Genomic DNA, 18,279 nt, shown 5'->3' on the forward strand with positions numbered 1-18,279 from the left:
TAATATATTTTCTCGTTAACGTCTTCCTTTTTCAAGTTGCTCAAGCGTAATGCCAGCCTGTTCTAATCCGAGTGATTTCGCCTCGTTCAAGTAACGTCGGGCACTGTCGTAATCCTTTTGCCGGATGGCCAGTGCTCCCCGTGCATAAACAGCCTCGGGCGAATCATCTGCCTTGGCAAGATAACGCTTCGCGCCTGTGAGGTCGCCGCGGCGCATGGCAGCGTTGGCAGCATTCAGGTTAGCAATAGTGTCATCCGGAAACATGCGTACCGCTGTCTCGAATACCTCAGTGAACTCATCCGTACCGGGTTCATACTCTTGTGCAGCGAGATAGAACTCATTCAGACCCAGTTTTTGCGGTCGCTCACACATGATTCGTTTTATCTCCTCCACATCGCTGTAACTGCGGATAGTATAGGCTATGCGATAGTCAGTGTGGCGTAACGCAGGATAACAGTTCTGTAACAGGAAACTGTATCCCATCGGATAATCACGTTTTATTTTCCACTCTCTAGCATCCGGCTCCAAATTACCGTCTATCAAAGTGATTATTTCCGCACGATGTGCAAGGTTCGACCGTTCCACGTAGTAACGCAATCCTGCCCAATCCTCCGGTTCGTAATCGGTCGATATTACATCGCCTTCAAACCGGTAAAGTTGCTGTATGTATCTCTTCAATGCGGCAGTACGCCCGATAGCCAACTCTTTGTTATGCGCATAAGAACCTTCAGGCGAAGCATAACCTTTCAGCCATACTGAAGTGATAGTTATGTCCGTATCGTTTCGCACGGAGTCAATTGATGACTGTATTTTCCCAAGTTCGGCGATGTTGCGTCGATAGTCCGGATAAATCATCGTTTGATCCACCGGAAAGTCGATGAATGCTGAGCCTTCGAGCGAATCCCTTTTTTCAATCTGCCCTTGCGGACGTACATATACCAGTTCGGGGAAAAACGCCTCTGTGTATCGTCCAAGCATACCGACCTGTTCTGCCAATAAAGTATTGCAACATCCATAGTCGCTACGATGTAGCAACAACACGGAGCCGTTCATCCATTCTGCATACGGTACTAAATTGTGGTATTCAATGGTATCAGGCTTCTTCGAGACTTTATAACTCTTTTCATCTTTACCAGATAACATGCTCTCTCCATTACGTACATAGAAGTAATAACGCTGTCTGCCGTAAACCCCTACCGATTGCAGGGCAAGCGAGTCGTTATCATTAACTAACCATGGCGTAAGAAGTACAGCACGATTTTCATCCACATCAAGCCCTGACAAATCCCAAAGCATGTCTATGGCAATGTACCCTCCATTACGTTCCATTTTAAGATTTTCCACGGAAACACCATCCACGATGTCCTGTTTCCGCATATCGATTGCGATCTGTGCTTCCGCTACCACAACCATGCCCCAAAGGGCTACTAGAATATATAATATCTTTTTCATCTTGTACACGATTAAAATACATAAACAAGGTTGATTGCCGCTTTCGTTGGTCCCACATAATGGTGTGGTTTGTCCGTTTCTATCCTCTTACCGCATCCTAAACACTGGAAGCGGTCATAGCGTGTATAGGAATAACCAAAACCAATTTCCGCCTCAAGATTCCAATGCCTCCCCAATATCCACGCATAGCCATAAGCGATACCCGCGCCAACAAACCATCCCTGGTAACGGGTATCCTTTAGTTTACGAGCATCCGTACCAAGGAAATTGATTTTTCCGTCAAAACCTCCGATGTTATACTGTCCTCCATGAATGTGAGTACCTACAAAGTGCCCCGAAAAGCGATCGCAGAACCAGTATCTGACTTCAGGTTGAACAGCCCAATGTTTCCAATGTCGATTGTGCGAAAGCATCCATGCATTAAACTGTCCCGTAACATCCAAAGTCCATTTAGGGGCGAATCCTATCTCTATTCCCAAATTCGGATTCAAGAAAGCATCCGCCAGAACATTACTTTTGACAGCCACGTTCTGAGACTTGACACTCTGCGTCATGCCGGTAATGGTAACTACCAGCAAGACAAATATCCGTTTCATAATTCTATTGTTCATACTTTATGGCTATAGTTAATTATTACATTCCAAATTTTACAGTCTTTCTTTATATAGGTAATTTCAAGAGACCAGCCACGGTACCTCGCTTTCTTTCCGCACAAAGGAACAATGTATTTGTTATCGCATCATGCCAAAACGTATAAATCATATTGGCAAAATCGTAATGGACATTATACGCAAACTGCAATTTTGTATCGGACATGTCAAATCATCAAATCCAGAGTCATTTTTTAAGTGTACGGAGCCATTATTAACAGTTGCAATACCTATAAATGCAGTAAATTAGGCTATCTTTGTATATTACAATGTCGATGTGTATATCACTGTCTACCCAAACAATTTTAGTGTAACGGAAAAAACCAGTGGAAATACACACTCGAAAAGAATAATTTGAATTCAATTAATATGGGAGCATTTGTCACATACAGCAACTTGATGACCTATATTTTACCAATATTTTGTTCGGCCATATGCTCGGTCTTTACCTTATTATTGACATGGAATTATCGCAATCTAGCCGAAAGGAAATTAAGGTGGATCGTGAGCATTTATTGTATCCTGATAGCCATATGGTGGTCATCTGCTTTATGGCATACTGTCTCTGATGAGCCGATATTCCTTCCGGTCGATATACCTTTTGCCTTGTCGTATATCTATACTCCCATATTGTTCTACAACATTGTTTATAATCTGACTTATTTTGAGGATAAAAGAAACTTTCCCATACTGAATTACCTTTGGCCAGTCCCTACATTGGTAATTATCCTGATAGTGGCAACCTGGATATCGCCTCCCAAGGGAGAGCTTTTTACCGGCTTATCGTTGTTCGAAGAATATACGGCGCTTTTCATATCCGACTTTTTAGTGCGGTTTATCACAGCGGTAGTCTATATTGTTCCAACCGGACTATTGTTATTGCGGCATTACAAGCGAACAGTACTTCAAAAAACCGATACAGATCGAAAATATCTCAGTATAAAATCATCGCGTTGGCTCATCGTGTTTTTCATACTTTCCATCGCTATATTGCTAATCGCTTTTTTGTCTTCGTTGGTTGGTCCAAGCCAATGGCTTATTCGGCTGAACGCATTATGCATTATGACGCAAGAGATATTGCTTACATACCAAGTCATCCGCAGGCAATATCTCTCTTACAAAATATCTGATTTGTTTCCTGCCAACGAAAAGAAAACCGAGAACAACAACCCGACCACCCAACAGCAGCCTACGCCGAATAATACGCACGGACTATTGAACAAGAAGGTGTTCGAAAACTATTTGTCTCAACAAAAGCCATACCTCAATCCCGATTTCAAACTGACTGACATGGCCGAGATAATGGGTGTAAACCGTACCGTCATGTCCAACTTTATCAATCAAACGTATGGTATGAATTTCAGGCGTTATCTAAACCTGTGTCGGATCAAAGAGTATCAGGCACTGATAGTGCATCCTTCAAACAAAGGTAAAAATCCGTATCAGGTAATGGCCATGGCGGGATTTAAAGACTCCAGACATTTCCAGCGTGCGATTCAACTGGAAAATATATATAAAGAACAGACTCACAAAGAACCATAAATAAACCAAAAGGATGAATCAAGATATCGGACGTGCTATAGTTTTTTCAATACCCGCAGTAAGTGCTGCGGTCAGCTTGATTATGATTTCGCTCGACATAACCCGCTCTTCCAATACGGTCAACCGAAAAATACATTACAGCATAATCACTGTATACTGTCTAATAATACTGTACTGGAGCGGACTGGTAATGTATTCCATCGCCCGTGACACTTTCATAGCATACTTGCCCGTTTGCTTTTCCTCGTTTAGTTTTATTCCCATATTCCTGTACATGATCACCTATATTATTACGGGAGTAGGCGATCGAAAGCATTTCCCCACATACCATTTCATCCTTCCAGCATGTTTGACCGTAACTATCCACGTGATTGCCTTTACAGTACCGTTCCAGCAACGATGGAATGCCATTTATGACAACGGGGTAAGCCTGACAAGCACAATTATCGACAGCACGTATATCATCTGTATTTTGCTGAGTATTTTATATTCCGGGTTGAGCCTACTCCGCATAAAATCATACAAACGTCAAGTTACCAATTATTCTGCTGATATCTACCGAATGTCGCTGGATTGGTTGTCCTTTATCATCATCTTCAGGGTCCTGTTGCAAACCTTACCGATAGCCGGGTTGATATTGGGCATCGAACTATTCAATAAATTGGGGTTTATCTGGACATTCACAACATTACCAGCAGTCTTTACTCAGATTGTGTTGTGCCTGAACATTCTTTCGGAGAATTATGTGATCATCGAACCTATTACCGCCAAAGAAAAGGAAATGACCACGTCCGGAAACTATGCGCAACTGGAACGCCAGCGGGTTGAAAAGTATTTAGAGAATGAGAAACCTTATCTAAATCCGGAATTCAAAATAACCGATATGGCCAAGGATCTTTTTTCAAACAGGACTTATATATCTGCTTTCATCAACCGGGAATATGGTATGAATTTCAATCGTTTTATCAACAATTACCGACTAAAGGAAGTAGAAAGACTACAATCAGAGGCTATACAAAGAAAGCAAAAAATATCCTCGACGGAAATTGTCATTCATGCTGGATTCAGTAATTATCGCAGTTATTTCCGAGCAAAAAAAATGGCAAAGAACGATCCCGTTTCCATTGATTAAAAGAAAATTTAAACAACCAGTAAGATACACGAATACACGGATATAGAAACTAATCATCTGTATTCAACTTATTTACTTCCTAAATACAGGAAGAACATTCCAATCAATACCAATATGAGATCGACAGCCTTACTCTTTAAATTCTTTTCACGGAAGAAGAGAGCTCCGAAAAGGAAGGAGACAACCACACTGCCACGGCGTACCATAGAAACGATGGAAATCATGGAGTCTTCATAGCTCAGGGCATAGAAGTAGGCAAAGTCAGCCGCACTAAGGAAGACGGATATCAGGATGATAGTCCAGTCCCAACGGAAAGGAGTACTTTCTTTTCGTTTGGGATACCATAGCAAAAGGATGATGGGGCACATGATAAATACCTGATAGACATTGTACCACGATTGTACAACCATAGGATTGAATTGTTTCATCAGATACTTGTCATACAGTCCGCTGATAGCACCGGTGATGGCGGCAAGCACAATGAAATAAATCCATTTGTTATGCTTGAAGTCGATGCCCTCTTTCTTGCCGGAACGGCTCAGCATAAAGAAAGAAAGTATGGCAAGCATGACTCCGATCCATTGATACAGGTTCAGACGTTCACCGAATATCAGCATGGCCCCCACGAGTACCATTACAGGGCGGGTGGCATTAATCGGTCCTACAATAGTCAACGGCAAATGTTTCATACCGAAATAGCCGAATATCCAAGATGAAAGAACGATAAAGGACTTGATAATTATAAACTTATGTACTTCCCAACCTACTACAGGCACATCAAACATTGTTCCGTTAAGTACCGGAGTAAAAGCGGAAATCAATATGAAAGGAAGAAATACCATACTGGAAAACACTGTGTTCAGAAACAGAACGGGAAGCACAGCATTGTCACGCAATGATTTCTTCTTAAATGCATCATAAAACCCCAGCAAGGCAGCTGAGAGAAAGGCGAGCAATAACCACATGGTTCTTAGTTAATTAATTGTTAGTTATTCAGTTATTATCTGCGATGAATAATTCCTCGGGATATGTGACATCTACCAGAAACAGGGCATTACCCGGAACGGAAGTACCAGCCTTGCAACGGTCTTTCTGTTCGATGACACGCCGGAAGCCTTCAATAGTGAGCTTACCACGGCCTACTTCAAGCAAAGTTCCTACTACTGCACGAACCATATTGCGCAGGAAACGGTCCGCCTGAATGGTGAACACCCAGGTTACATCATCTACCTGCATCCAGGCAGCATGCATTATGCGGCAATTGTTTGTTTTTACGTCCGTATGCAGCTTGCTGAAACTAGTGAAGTCTGTATAATCAAACAAAATACGGGCAGCTTCGTTCATTCGCTCAAAGTCCGGCGCCTGGAAAAGACGGCAACGATATTGGCGGTTGAAGGGAGATTTAGCTGTGGTCACGTAGTATTTATACATGCGGGCTGTTGCATCAAAACGGGCATGAGCATCAGGCTTCACTGCACGGATACGGTAGATAGAGATGTCCGGTGGCAGAAGGCGATTCAGCTTGTCGGTAAAAAAGGCAGTATCCAATGGTTCGTCACTATCAAAGTGGGCTACCATCAAGGAAGCATGCACACCAGCATCGGTACGTCCGGCACCGATAACCTCTACTTCACGGCGCATCAATGTGGCAAGTGCGCGCATCAGGCACTCCTGTACACTGTCTCCATTAGGTTGTATTTGCCAGCCGTGGTAGGCGGTTCCGTCATAAGCTAAATAAATAAAATACCGTTGCATACTCTTTTGCTTTCATTTTTCGGGCGCAAAGGTACAAAAATAAGCCCATAGGTAAGAACTCTCTTTTCTTTTTCCTACTTTTGTGCCCACATAAAAACATTTTCAAACAATATGCAACAGGTATACAATAAACTTCCACTCTTATTTTTAGCAATAATCATCACCAGCACTTCCCTTGCCGGATGCAAAAAGAAAGATATGTCCCTCAAGTTGAATGAACCGAGAAACATCAAAGGGGTAATCAGCTACAGACGGACTTTCGGAGATTTGAATGAAGCACATTTAAATATTGCACAAGCCATAGGTATCGCCCCCATCGCTTCGCGCAAGGATGCAGAAAACATGAAAGAGAAATTGCATCATATAGAAACAAATGATTTATATAAGGTGGATTCCCTCACGCACTCCATCCTTTATCTGATTCCGGGTGCAGCACAATTGCTCGATACCATTGGCAGCAATTTCCTAGATTCGCTTACGGCAAAAGGACTGAATCCGAATAAAGTCATCGTGACTTCCGTACTTCGCACCCAGGATGATGTGAAACGCCTGCGCCGCCGCAACGGAAATGCCTCAGCAAACTCTGCACACTTCTATGGTACAACGTTCGATGTAAGCTGGAAGCGTTTCCAGAAAATAGAAGATGAAGACGGACGCCCCTTGCAGGATGTCAGTGCAGATACTCTGAAACTCGTTCTCTCGGAAGTGTTGCGAGACCTGCGGAAAGCTGAGAAATGTTATATCAAATACGAATTGAAGCAAGGATGTTTCCACATTACTACGAGAAGAAAGGGATAAAAGATTAATAATATTTCCCAATTCCACCAAACCCCGTTATTATTCTATTATCTTTCGTTTTATTGATAAAGTTGTTTAATCGCTTTTCAAATTCTTCCGGCCGTTTCCTTGCAGCTTCAATGTATGCAATTCGGATACGCTTATATGCATCAGAGAAAAGTTGATAATTTTTCCATGTAATCTTATCCTCTTTCAATCTGTCCATTATATCATCGGGGAAAACAAAAGGAGCAGACAAAACATTTCGTATTTTATCTTCAAATTTAGGGTGTATCATTTTATTATCCAGCAGCCACTTAAGTCTTTCTTTATTGGCCTGCGAGTATGTACTTTTAGGGTTTCTGGGCGTGAAATGCTGAATTTTATGCTCTTTGTCAAGCGCCTTTATTGTACTGTCAATCCACTCGAAGCAAAGGGCTTCTTCAACAGCATCGTTGTAAGTAATACCTTTCTCGCCCGAAGATTTACCGGGAAATACAAACCAAATATCACTGGCAGTCTCAAAGTTGTCAGTCAACCACTTTCGCCAATCTTCTCTGTTTTCAAAATATCTTATCTCTGTTAACATAACACCTCCACTCATTCCTCCATCATCCTCCACGCCAGTGGCAAGTAATTTACAATGTCCCCTGCCGTCATTCCCATCATTCCCTGCTTCTTGCAAGCGATGTCTCCGGCAAGGCCATGAACATACGTAGCCAGACAAGCTGCATCCTGCGGCACATATCCCTGGGCTAACAACGCAAGCACAACGCCTGTCAGCACATCACCACTGCCTCCTGTTGCCATACCGGGATTGCCTGTTGTATTAAAATAGCACTTCCCTTGCGGAGTGATAATAGCAGAATACGCACCTTTCAACACAATATATACCCCTGCCGTCCGTGCCAGTTCACGTGCCTTCGTCAGCCGTTCATAAGAATCCTGACATTTTCCTACCAAGCGTTCCAATTCCTTTGGATGAGGTGTGAGTATGCTGCCTTTCGGCAAACGACCGATATAATTGCGGTGTCCCGCCAACACATTCAGTGCATCAGCATCCACCACCATAGGTGTCTGACAAGCATCTATCTGTTCCAATACCGCCGCCTCGGTTTCTTCCGACTTTCCCAGTCCCGGTCCGATGCCTACCGCCTGATAATCATCCGTATCCGTAGGACAGGCAAAACAAGTATCACTGGGATCCATTTCCGTCATAGCTTCCGGAACAGAAGTCTGTACAATCATATTGTTGCAATAAGGCACATGCACCGTCAGCAATCCTACTCCGGAGCGCAGGCAAGCCCTTGCGGCAAGTATGGAAGCTCCCGCCATTCCTTGCGAACCCGCAATAAGCAAAGCCCGTCCGAAGTCTCCCTTATGGGCAAACTTATTGCGTGTCTTCAACAAATACTGCATATCTTCCCCTTCCAGCAAGAAATAATCCGTATCCGTTTCCTCTATTGCATCTTCACTCAGACCGATGTCCAGCAATTCCCATTCGCCCACGAACTCCTGATTTTCCACAAAAAGAAAAGCCAACTTCGGCAATTGCAGAGTTAGCGTCACATCCGCACGGACAATATTCGCCCGGACATTGAATGTATTCTCTTCTCCCATCAAGCCCGAAGGAACATCAATGGCCACCACCCGCGCCGACGAAGCATTGATATACTTCACCACGGCAGCAAAACCACCGCTCAACGGCTTGTTCAGTCCGCTACCAAACAGGCCGTCAACTACCACATGGTCGTCCGTCAACACAGGCGGCACAAATTGTGAGGTCACTTCGTGGAAATCTACATTCTCCACATCCGCAAGTCGTTCTTTATTCGTCTCGCAATCGGGAGAAAGCTCTCCCTTGGTATTAAACAAATAAACCGAGACTTTATATCCTTTCTTTGCCAGCAAACGGGAAACGGCCAATGCATCTCCCCCGTTATTGCCCGGCCCGGCAAATACCGTAAAAGGTGTTTTTGCATCCCAACGTCCGGCAATAGCTTTTGCCAATGCCTGCGAGGCACGTTCCATCAGGTCGATGGAAGCAATCGGTTCATTCTCTATGGTGTAAGCATCCAACTCTTTGATGCTTTGGGTAGGAAATATTTTCATTCTGTTTGTTTTATAAAAGTGGTTCAGAAAGTACTAACATGCACAGGTTGGTAACACTGTTTATAGAACAAAGATAGATTATTTATTAGAGATAAGCAAAAAAGAATTAAAGAGAATAAGCAGTGCTTTTCTATTCCCGCTTTTGTTCTATACCTCTTCTCCACCTAACCAACTTCGCATCTTCTTCGCTTCTATACAGAAGTTGGATTAGCGAAGTTGGTAAGAGGAGGATACGAAGAGGGTATGATGAAGGTAAGAGGCGGGTAATATTGTTCTGTTTATCTGATTTTCCTTTGAGGTACTCTTTACAGGAAAAAACAGGGGATTAAATAAGAGTATCAAGTTTGCGCCCCAATACATGTGCCAACTGTAAATTCAGCACCATGGCAACCAGCCCGACAACTCCTGCAAATACAAATTCTATCAAAGTAAATATTTCCTCAGAATAGAAAACAGAGCAAACATAAACCGCATAAGGCAAACAGAGGAAAGAGGTGACTATTGCCGGAATATACCTCTTAAGAATGATAAATTGAAGAATATGAATCAGAAGATGAATGCCGAATGCAAGAAACAGTGCCATCCACAAGAAATAATGTTGAGTGAGGACAGCATAAACTGACACTCCACTGATAATAATAAACTCTTCTGCAACTGCAATAACAAAACCTGTCATACTCAGTCCTTGTAATTGAGCAATTTGCTTTTTCAGAAAAGGAAAACGAGTACGCAATATGTTTGCATTCCGCGCCATCCATTTGGGCAGCACGATGATTTCTTCAAAATCATGCAGCATAAAAGCTATGGGGAACAAACATAACAGTAATACAATATAATTCATAATGATAATTTACAAAGTAACCTTACATGTACGCAAATACTGCATTGGCGTCTCACCGGTATATTTCTTGAAATCCTTGATGAAATGGTTCGTATCGCTATAACCGTTTTCCGCAGTAACGCCTGCCAAATCTTTCTGCACCAGAAAAGCGGCATAAGCATTGATGAACCGTTGCAGAGAGGAATACTGTTTGGGCGTCATGCCCATAGCCTCAGCAAAGTTTCGTTCCAGCCATTTGTAGTTGACACCTAAGTGCAACTTCAATTCATCGATAGACAACGTTCCTTTATGCTGCCTGATATAATGAATGGCCTCATCCAACAGCCTATTGGAGTTTTTCTCCGCTGATATTACGCCCCGAAGGTAGGTTTCTATCAGTTGTATCTTCTCTCCTGCCCCGGCACATTGCTGCATATCTTTCAGCAGGGCATCCGCATCACCCAATACGGATTCTAAATTCCAGAACGGGCGGGTATTGAAATGCCTGGCATTCAGAGCTAATAATCGGTAGAAAGATGCAGGCTTAAACCGTACTATCAGTAAATAAGGCACTTGTCCGGAAAGACGTATGGACATCCGGGCAAAAGATCTTGTACTGAACCAGCCGGACTTAAAACTTGAAATGACATGATTATACTCTAATTCCACGCTGTCCTCCGCTGTCGGCAGGAATGCCAACATAGGTGTTCCGTCATTATATGCCAAGGTATCCGACAGGTTACAGCAAGGGAAGACATAGAAACTGTCAATGTATTCCTGCAAGTCTTCCGAAGGGGCAACTGCTTCAATCTCTTTCACTGAAACAAAAGACTGTGATATAATATGTTCTAATAAACTTACCGGCATGCGGGCAAAAATACGCAAATATTGCATATCCCCGGCACGAACTGTCTAAAATTTACCATAAAGACTGATAGCGACAGACTACTTTTGCCTCAAAAAAAGAATATGATTAAACCAATAACCGTCTACGGCAACCCCGTATTACGAAAAGAATGTGAAGATATAGAACAGAATTATCCCCATATCCGGGAAGTAATAGAAACCATGTGGCAGACACTGAGGAATGCAGACGGATGCGGATTGGCTGCGCCGCAAATCAACCTTCCCATCAAGCTGTTCATAGTGAACAGCCGGGATACTTATGCCTATATGTCCGCTAAAGAAAGGGAATATTTCTTTGCAGAAGATGATTGCGGAACAGAGGAAACATTCATCAATGCAGAAATAACCGCCTATAGCGAGGAAGTATGGACTACCAGGGAAGGTTGCCTGAGCATCCCTGAGCTTTATGAAGAAGTGACACGCCCCTGGTCGGTGACAATCAGGTATCAGGATAGTGAATTCAAAGAGCAAAACAGGACTTACCACGGATATACCGCACGAATCATTCAGCATGAGTTTGAACATACACAAGGAAAATTGTACATAGATCGCTTGTCGCCGCTGAGAAAACAACTCATAAAGAATAAGTTAATGCGGATTATTAAGGGAAACAGAAGAAAGTAACAGCATTTCTGTATCATAATAAAAAAACGCCTGATAAACAAGTTTATTTTGCCCTGTCTATATAGTTATTATATTGATTAGTTGTTATCTTTGCAAAAGAAGGTCAACAACTATATAGATGATTATTATTTAGGTGAACCAGTTCTAAGCTATTATTTAGAAGATGACAATGAGCATCTTATGTTTGATACCGGATATTCCGACTCGTTCATCAATTCGTGAAGTAGTTGTCGGACTAAAAATAAAGATTGAATAACTACATATAAAAAGTCAGACCATGAAAACGTTCACTGTTTTATTAGTAACTGCGTCTTTAGCGTTAACTTCACTGGGAGGGAGTTTTGAACCATACCGCCCCAACGGCTGGTACTACATCACAAGCGGCGCACAGGACAGCCTTTCGGCAGACCCCATCGTGACGACCAAAGATTTTGTTTCTATAAGGCTTGACTCTTTTATGAGTGAGCGAACAGGTGAAATGGTCTATCAGATTGCGGGTAGAGTGAACGACCGGTCCATTAAGATATGGGCAGACGCTACCGAACGGTCGATAGGCAAGCATATCGGTTTTGTATGCAACAACAAGGTAGTATGTAATCCCTTGGTGAACGCCCGCATCGAAAGCGGTAATTTTGCGATTTCCGGTGAAGGGCCTGAGTTCAAAGCCATGTACAAGCAAATTCAAGAGGACATCAAAAACGAAGAGATTGCTTCGGAGCATAAGAAAGCATGGGAAGAGGCCCGCAAGTTACGGGCTTCCATCACCGACACCACTTTCTTAAAGACCAAACGCCCGATGTCTGACGATGCAATCGGTCCTTACAATTACCATACAGGATTAAATGAAGACCGTGCATACAATCAAACAGTTTATACAATTGCGATAGACAGAGCCAAAAAGTTCCTTTCCGTTGAAAACGACCAATTAGTATTGAACCTGAAATCGGGTGTGGAAATCAATATTGCGGAAGACCTGTTCCAGTATATCACCGGACTATTCGATGATTGGAACAAATGGGTGAAAGAGGGAAAGTTCAAGATTATAAAAACAGAAGAGGGATACTACGACATAGAACCGACACCTCAGAAACGTAACAATTAATATTTTTTCTCCAGACTTTTCAAAGCTGTGATGGAATCGGATACATACGCATTATCCGGTTCTATTGACCGCCAATAGCAAAGTGTCCCTATCAGTCGTTTCAGGTAAGCCGGGTCGTGAGAACCTATCCGGCGCTGGTGTTCTGCCAAGCCTTTCGTCAAGATATAATGCACATTCTTGCGTATTTCCCTTTTCCGGGCTTTGGGAATGGTCAGCTTCACACCGGAACTGATGGAAACTCCTGTGATAATCTTCCGACTGTGCTCCTTCAGGAAGCGGGTTTTCTTATGATTCAATTCAAACTTTTCTTCCCGGACAATCTGTTTGACCTGAGACAAGATCTGTTCTCCCGGGAAAACATTCCCCGAAAAAGTAAGGTCATCGGCATACCGGGTATAAGTCAGACCATATTTGGCAGCCAGTGCCGACAACTTTTTATCCATCTCATAAGAGATAATATTGCTCAATGCCGGACTCGTAGATGCCCCCTGAGGCAAACAACGATGTAAGCAGCATAAAGTTCCCAGCACCTTCGCAATATCAGGTGGATAGCCCATTGCTTCAAATGTATTCCTCACGCGAGGACTGCGTATGGAACTAAAGAAATCATGAATATCTGTTTTCAGCACACACTGCTTTCCCAAATGCGGGCGGACATTATCGGCTATAGACATCTTGCACCGAAAACCGGTAGCTGCCGGATGAACGTTTACAAAGGATAAAATGCGATGGTTAATAGCGCCCTGAATAGGCTTCAGTTCGTCGTCCGGGGCAGAAATCATGCGGTAACCTCCCCTCCGTTTACCTATCCAAAACTCCCGGTAGTGGGCGGAAACATCCTTCAATATTTCTTTCAACTTCACTTCCTCCACTCCCAACAAGTTTGCACACTGAGATATGGCTTCTTCTTTAAACCAGGGAGAGATTCGCGGAGCAGAAGTTTCAAAAAGCTGGCTGAACCAGCCTTTACGGGTGGTTCCGGCATTGGCAGTATGCTCCGTGTTGTCGCGGTTTCCTGCTTTCCACCTTTTGTATCCTTCCTGTTTACGACTCGAAGAAATAATCTTGTAGACCAATAAACAGGTGACAATAAATACAGCTATCAGAATTCCATTCATCGTATCAATAGGTATGAAAAAAGAAGAGGATGAGTATTTACTAATGTAAATCGTGGTATTCATACCAGAGTATTTACATTCTAAGAAAGCCCATGAGCTTACGAGGCGACTGCACCTCTTTCCTGCTAAATATTTTTCTCATCCTCTCCGTATGCAAAAATAGGCGTTTTTGGTTGAAAGCAATAATTCTATCCGTCTTTTTTCTTTGATATGCCTCTTTCCATTCAGGGCAACCGTATAAAAAGTTTGCTTCATGCTTGAACAGGAATGAGTATAAGTGTTCTCATTTTGCGAACTTTAGACCAATCTTATGACCCTCCACGTACCCGGTCCATATCAAAGCCGTACCTGGTCCGTGTCAAGTCCAAGCGTAAGGATACGGAGATGATACGGACCTGATACGGTTCGGGTATGGGGAAAGCAGGACAAATAGACCAAAAAATGAATTCATCCTTTTCGGAGCGATTATAAATAAGAATTTTAATGCATTTGTCCTGATTTAGTTGCTTTGCAGAAACAGTCTTCCAAATGGTCGTTCACAAAGCCTGCCGCCTGCAAAAAAGCATAGCAGATAGTGGAGCCAAAGAACTTAAAGCCTCGCTTTTTCATGTCTTTACTCATAGCATCCGACTCGGGAGATGTGGCAGGAACCTGACTTAGAGACTTAAAGTTGTTGACAATGGGTGGCTGTTCGGAAAAGAATGATAAGATATACTTGTAGAAACTACCGAACTCCTGCTGAATAGCCATAAATAGTTTCGCATTATGGATGGTGCTATTGATTTTTAACCGGTTTTTGACGATTCCATCAAATTTCATCAATCGTTCAATGTCTTCTGATGTCATTTGCGCCACTTTCTCCACATCAAAGTGATGAAAAGCTTCCCGATATCCTTCACGCTTTCGGAGGATAGTAATCCAAGATAGCCCCGCCTGGGCACTTTCGAGTACAAGAAACTCAAACAGGGATTTGTCATCGGTGACGAGTTTGCCCCATTCTTCATCATGGTATTTTATGTACAGTTCATCTGTTCCGGCCCAACCACAACGTGCATTTATTAAATCTTCCATGCTTTTTTATGTTAATAGAAACTCAACAAAGATATATTTTCTAACTCAAAGCAAAGCCATATCCTAAAAATTATCCCTACTTTTGCGGAACAATAAAGAATTATTAACACAATAGGCAAGCTTTCTAATGAGTACACCCAAACATCCCAAAGGTCTTTACCTTATTTTCGCTACCAGCACGGCAGAGCGTTTCAGCTACTATGGTATGCGCGCTATCTTTATCCTGTTTTTAACCCAGGCACTCTTGTTCGACAAGGAACATGCCGCTTCCATTTATGGCAGCTACACTGGATTGGTTTATCTGACACCACTTATCGGTGGGTATATTGCTGATAAATATTGGGGTATCCGGCGCTCCGTTTTCTGGGGAGCGATGATGATGGCAGTAGGGCAATTCCTAATGTTTTTCAGTGCTTCAATGCTGGACACGAAAGAACTCTCCCATTGGTTGATGTATGGAGGGCTTACTTTCCTTATATTAGGAAACGGATGTTTCAAGCCGACGGTATCTTCACTGGTCGGTCAACTCTACGAACCCGGGGATAAACGATTAGACTCTGCCTACACTATATTCTATATGGGTGTCAATGTCGGTTCTTTCTTTGCACCGTTAGTTTGTGGTTACTTTGGCGAAACGGGTAATCCTAATGATTTCAAATGGGGGTTTCTGATTGCAGCAATTGTAACCGTATTCACAGTAATCCTATTTGAGACCCAGAAAAATAAATATCTGATCGGTCCCGACGGCCGACAACTCGGTATCATTCCGGATGCTAAACGTGAACAGTCCAAAGAGAACAAAACAGCTCGGCAAACAGTTATTGACAAAGATAAAAAAATCCGTAATAATCTACTTCTCGGAGGATTAGCTGTCGCTCTTGCCCTATTCTTCTACTGGTGTTTCGGTAACGACTGGGTTAGTATCGGTATCTTTACTGCCTGTATTATATTTCCTGTCAGCATCTTACTGGATGGTTCGCTGACAAAGATAGAACGTGACCGGATTTTTGTCATTTACATTATTGCCTTTTTCGTCATTTTCTTCTGGGCAGCCTACGAGCAAGCAGGTGCCTCGCTCACACTCTTCGCTTCCGAACAAACCAATCGCGTCATCCTCGGTTGGGAAATGCCTGCATCGTGGATACAGTCCTTCAATCCGTTCTTCGTTGTCATATTGGCAGCCATCATGCCTGGAGTGTGGGGAGCTCTGAACAAAAGGGGTATGGAACCCGCTTCTCCTACCAAACAAGCTATCGGGCTACTATTACTCTCACTTGGCTATCTGGTCATTTGTTTTGGCGTAAAAGATGTACAGCCGGGTGTGAAAGTCAGTCTCCTTTGGCTAACGGGACTTTATTTCATCCACACAATGGGCGAAATAGCTCTATCCCCTATCGGTCTGTCAATGGTAAACAAGTTGACCCCTGTACGTTTTGCCTCTTTGATGATGGGTATCTGGTACCTTTCCACCTCCACAGCCAATAAATTTGCAGGCATTTTAGGAGGTCTCTATCCCGAACCCGGAAAGGTGAAAACCCTGCTTGGCTACCCTATTGAAAACATGTTCGACTTCTTTATGGTATTCGTCATTATGTCCGGCATTGCCTCCCTGATCCTCTTCCTGCTCTCAAAGAAATTACAGAAGATGATGCATGGAGTGGAATAAAAATCGTATTTTTGTGCCAATTTTTAAAACATATCCCTTATGGACACCATACAAATAAAAGACAAGAAGTTCACTGTCTCCATCAAGGAACAGGATATTCTGAAAGAAGTAGCCCGTGTTGCGAATGAAATCAACTGCAATCTGGCAGGTAAAAATCCTCTGTTTCTCAGCGTATTGAACGGTTCATTCATGTTTACCGCCGATTTGATGAAACGTATTACTATCCCCTGCGAGATTTCTTTCGTGAAACTGGCTTCTTATCAAGGTGTGTCCTCTACCGGAGTCATCAAGGAAGTCATCGGCATCACCGAAGACCTCACCGACCGCACGGTAGTTATTGTGGAAGATATCGTAGATACGGGACTGACCATGCAGCGCCTGCTGGAAACACTGGGCACACGTAATCCGAAAGAAATCCACATCGCTTCCCTGCTGGTGAAGCCGGATAAGCTGAAAGTGGATTTGAACATAGAATATGTGGCAATGGAAATCCCCAATGATTTCATCGTAGGCTACGGATTGGATTACGATGGTTTCGGCCGCAATTACCCGGATATCTACACGGTAGTGGAAGAGTGACAAGCTACAGGCTGTCAGTAATGAAGTGAAATAATTCAATAGTAAATCTTTAAATATAGTAACTAAACAAATGTTGAACATTGTAATTTTCGGTGCTCCCGGTTCAGGTAAGGGAACACAAAGTGAAAAGATTGTAGACAAATATGGCATCAACCATATTTCTACAGGTGACGTATTGCGTGCAGAAATCAAAAACGGTACGGAACTGGGTAAAACTGCTAAAGGTTATATCGACCAGGGACAACTGATTCCCGATGAACTGATGATTGACATCCTTGCCAGCGTATTCGACAGCTTCGAAGACAGCAAAGGTGTTATCTTCGACGGTTTCCCCCGTACTATCGCACAGGCAGAGGCTTTGAAAAAGATGCTTGCCGAAAGAGGACAGGGTGTCAGCGTTATGCTTGACCTGGATGTACCTGAAGATGAACTGATGGTTCGCCTCATCAAACGTGGTAAGGATTCCGGTCGTGCCGATGACAACGAAGAGACTATCAAGAAACGTCTTCATGTTTATCATTCACAGACTTCTCCGCTGATTGACTGGTACAAGCAGGAAGGACAATACCAACACATCAAAGGACAAGGTGCATTGGAAGAAATCTTTGCTGATGTTTGCGCTGCGATTGACGCTGCAAAGTAAAGTTACACAATCATAATTTAGAAGCGTGATATTATCATTTTCATGGTATTATCGCGCTTTGTTGTTCTGTCGTATGCTCTGATAGTACAGACTGTATGGAAAATTAAACATGCATACAGTGAGACAGTTGATTCTTCCACAAAGAATCAAGAGTTTGCCTACAAGAAGTTAACTTCCTGTCAACAAACTCTTAACTTCTTGTCCGCAAGGAGTTAAGAGTTTATAACGTCCTGATAGCCAAGAATCTAAAATTATTAACAGAAAAGTATTTTGTATCTAAACATTACTATTCTCCTAATTCCGCCAAAAACGTTCTGTCTGCGAAACCAG

At 42.9% G+C, this 18,279-nt stretch carries 18 protein-coding genes; 8 read left to right on the plus strand and 10 right to left on the minus strand.

What is annotated here, in order from left to right; all coding sequences use genetic code 11:
• Positions 1 to 15: 15 nt before the first annotated feature.
• Both BUC01_RS01925 and BUC01_RS01930 read right to left on the minus strand, forming a co-directional pair.
• Entirely contained in the window at positions 16 to 1,452 is a 1,437-nt protein-coding gene (locus tag BUC01_RS01925; protein ID WP_175560852.1) for a DUF3868 domain-containing protein, read from the minus strand.
• Between the two features lie 11 nt (positions 1,453 to 1,463).
• Positions 1,464 to 2,063, minus strand: a complete 600-nt coding sequence (locus BUC01_RS01930) for a DUF3575 domain-containing protein (RefSeq protein WP_034524346.1) — start codon at positions 2,061 to 2,063, stop codon at positions 1,464 to 1,466.
• A 408-nt stretch (positions 2,064 to 2,471) separates the two neighbouring features.
• On the opposite strand from BUC01_RS01930, the gene BUC01_RS01935 reads away from it, so the two are divergent.
• Both BUC01_RS01935 and BUC01_RS01940 read left to right on the plus strand, forming a co-directional pair.
• Positions 2,472 to 3,644, plus strand: a complete 1,173-nt coding sequence (locus BUC01_RS01935; RefSeq protein WP_025832372.1) for a helix-turn-helix domain-containing protein — start codon at positions 2,472 to 2,474, stop codon at positions 3,642 to 3,644.
• A 13-nt stretch (positions 3,645 to 3,657) separates the two neighbouring features.
• Positions 3,658 to 4,776 carry a helix-turn-helix domain-containing protein gene (locus tag BUC01_RS01940; protein WP_025832369.1) on the plus strand — a complete coding sequence of 373 codons (1,119 nt, stop codon included), beginning with the start codon at positions 3,658 to 3,660 and terminating at the stop codon, positions 4,774 to 4,776.
• Positions 4,777 to 4,844: 68 nt separating this feature from the next.
• Here BUC01_RS01940 and BUC01_RS01945 read toward each other — a convergent pair whose 3' ends face one another.
• Together BUC01_RS01945 and truA are read right to left on the minus strand one after the other, a co-directional pair.
• Positions 4,845 to 5,741, minus strand: coding sequence for a DMT family transporter (locus BUC01_RS01945; RefSeq protein ID WP_007666654.1), 897 nt, complete (start codon positions 5,739 to 5,741; stop codon positions 4,845 to 4,847).
• Positions 5,742 to 5,769: 28 nt separating this feature from the next.
• Positions 5,770 to 6,531 (minus strand): tRNA pseudouridine(38-40) synthase TruA, encoded by a 762-nt coding sequence (truA, locus tag BUC01_RS01950; RefSeq protein WP_025832361.1) that lies wholly within the window; start codon positions 6,529 to 6,531, stop codon positions 5,770 to 5,772.
• 111 nt (positions 6,532 to 6,642) lie between these two features.
• Between truA and BUC01_RS01955 the strand changes: the two genes are divergently transcribed.
• Entirely contained in the window at positions 6,643 to 7,329 is a 687-nt protein-coding gene (locus BUC01_RS01955) for a DUF5715 family protein (RefSeq protein WP_025832359.1), read from the plus strand.
• A 4-nt stretch (positions 7,330 to 7,333) separates the two neighbouring features.
• Here the strand turns inward: BUC01_RS01955 and BUC01_RS01960 are convergent, their stop codons facing one another.
• The 4 genes from BUC01_RS01960 to BUC01_RS01975 all read right to left on the minus strand — a co-directional run bounded on the left by BUC01_RS01960 (position 7,334) and on the right by BUC01_RS01975 (position 11,059).
• Positions 7,334 to 7,897, minus strand: coding sequence for a YdeI/OmpD-associated family protein (locus BUC01_RS01960; RefSeq protein ID WP_025832358.1), 564 nt, complete (start codon positions 7,895 to 7,897; stop codon positions 7,334 to 7,336).
• 11 nt (positions 7,898 to 7,908) lie between these two features.
• Positions 7,909 to 9,420, minus strand: a complete 1,512-nt coding sequence (locus tag BUC01_RS01965) for a bifunctional ADP-dependent NAD(P)H-hydrate dehydratase/NAD(P)H-hydrate epimerase (RefSeq protein ID WP_025832357.1) — start codon at positions 9,418 to 9,420, stop codon at positions 7,909 to 7,911.
• A gap of 325 nt (positions 9,421 to 9,745) precedes the next feature.
• A complete protein-coding gene (locus tag BUC01_RS01970; protein ID WP_073312553.1) occupies positions 9,746 to 10,261 on the minus strand; it encodes an HXXEE domain-containing protein in 516 nt (171 codons plus the stop codon).
• 9 nt (positions 10,262 to 10,270) lie between these two features.
• The gene (locus BUC01_RS01975; RefSeq protein WP_243462495.1) at positions 10,271 to 11,059 is read right to left on the minus strand and encodes a helix-turn-helix domain-containing protein; all 789 of its coding nucleotides are present in this window, start codon (positions 11,057 to 11,059) and stop codon (positions 10,271 to 10,273) included.
• Positions 11,060 to 11,209: 150 nt separating this feature from the next.
• Between BUC01_RS01975 and def the strand changes: the two genes are divergently transcribed.
• On the plus strand, positions 11,210 to 11,770 hold the full coding sequence (def, locus tag BUC01_RS01980) for a peptide deformylase (protein WP_025832354.1): 561 nt from the start codon (positions 11,210 to 11,212) through the stop codon (positions 11,768 to 11,770).
• Between the two features lie 277 nt (positions 11,771 to 12,047).
• The gene (locus tag BUC01_RS01985; RefSeq protein ID WP_025832353.1) at positions 12,048 to 12,872 is read left to right on the plus strand and encodes a SecDF P1 head subdomain-containing protein; all 825 of its coding nucleotides are present in this window, start codon (positions 12,048 to 12,050) and stop codon (positions 12,870 to 12,872) included.
• Here BUC01_RS01985 and BUC01_RS01990 read toward each other — a convergent pair.
• Positions 12,869 to 13,990 carry a retron St85 family RNA-directed DNA polymerase gene (locus BUC01_RS01990; RefSeq protein WP_025832351.1) on the minus strand — a complete coding sequence of 374 codons (1,122 nt, stop codon included), beginning with the start codon at positions 13,988 to 13,990 and terminating at the stop codon, positions 12,869 to 12,871. The two genes, BUC01_RS01985 and BUC01_RS01990, sit on opposite strands and share 4 nt — an antisense overlap.
• A 480-nt stretch (positions 13,991 to 14,470) precedes the next feature.
• The gene (locus BUC01_RS01995; RefSeq protein WP_025832349.1) at positions 14,471 to 15,061 is read right to left on the minus strand and encodes a DNA-3-methyladenine glycosylase I; all 591 of its coding nucleotides are present in this window, start codon (positions 15,059 to 15,061) and stop codon (positions 14,471 to 14,473) included.
• Positions 15,062 to 15,188: 127 nt separating this feature from the next.
• Between BUC01_RS01995 and BUC01_RS02000 the strand changes: the two genes are divergently transcribed.
• The 3 genes from BUC01_RS02000 to BUC01_RS02010 all read left to right on the plus strand — a co-directional run bounded on the left by BUC01_RS02000 (position 15,189) and on the right by BUC01_RS02010 (position 17,949).
• Positions 15,189 to 16,727: a peptide MFS transporter gene (locus tag BUC01_RS02000; protein WP_073312555.1), complete on the plus strand. Its 1,539-nt coding sequence runs from the start codon at positions 15,189 to 15,191 to the stop codon at positions 16,725 to 16,727.
• A gap of 39 nt (positions 16,728 to 16,766) precedes the next feature.
• Positions 16,767 to 17,306 (plus strand): hypoxanthine phosphoribosyltransferase, encoded by a 540-nt coding sequence (hpt, locus tag BUC01_RS02005; RefSeq protein WP_025832346.1) that lies wholly within the window; start codon positions 16,767 to 16,769, stop codon positions 17,304 to 17,306.
• Positions 17,307 to 17,376: 70 nt separating this feature from the next.
• Positions 17,377 to 17,949 carry an adenylate kinase gene (locus tag BUC01_RS02010; protein WP_025832345.1) on the plus strand — a complete coding sequence of 191 codons (573 nt, stop codon included), beginning with the start codon at positions 17,377 to 17,379 and terminating at the stop codon, positions 17,947 to 17,949.
• The last annotated feature ends 330 nt before the right edge of the window (positions 17,950 to 18,279 follow it).

Source organism: Bacteroides stercorirosoris, from assembly GCF_900142015.1.
Taxonomy (GTDB): domain Bacteria; phylum Bacteroidota; class Bacteroidia; order Bacteroidales; family Bacteroidaceae; genus Bacteroides; species Bacteroides stercorirosoris.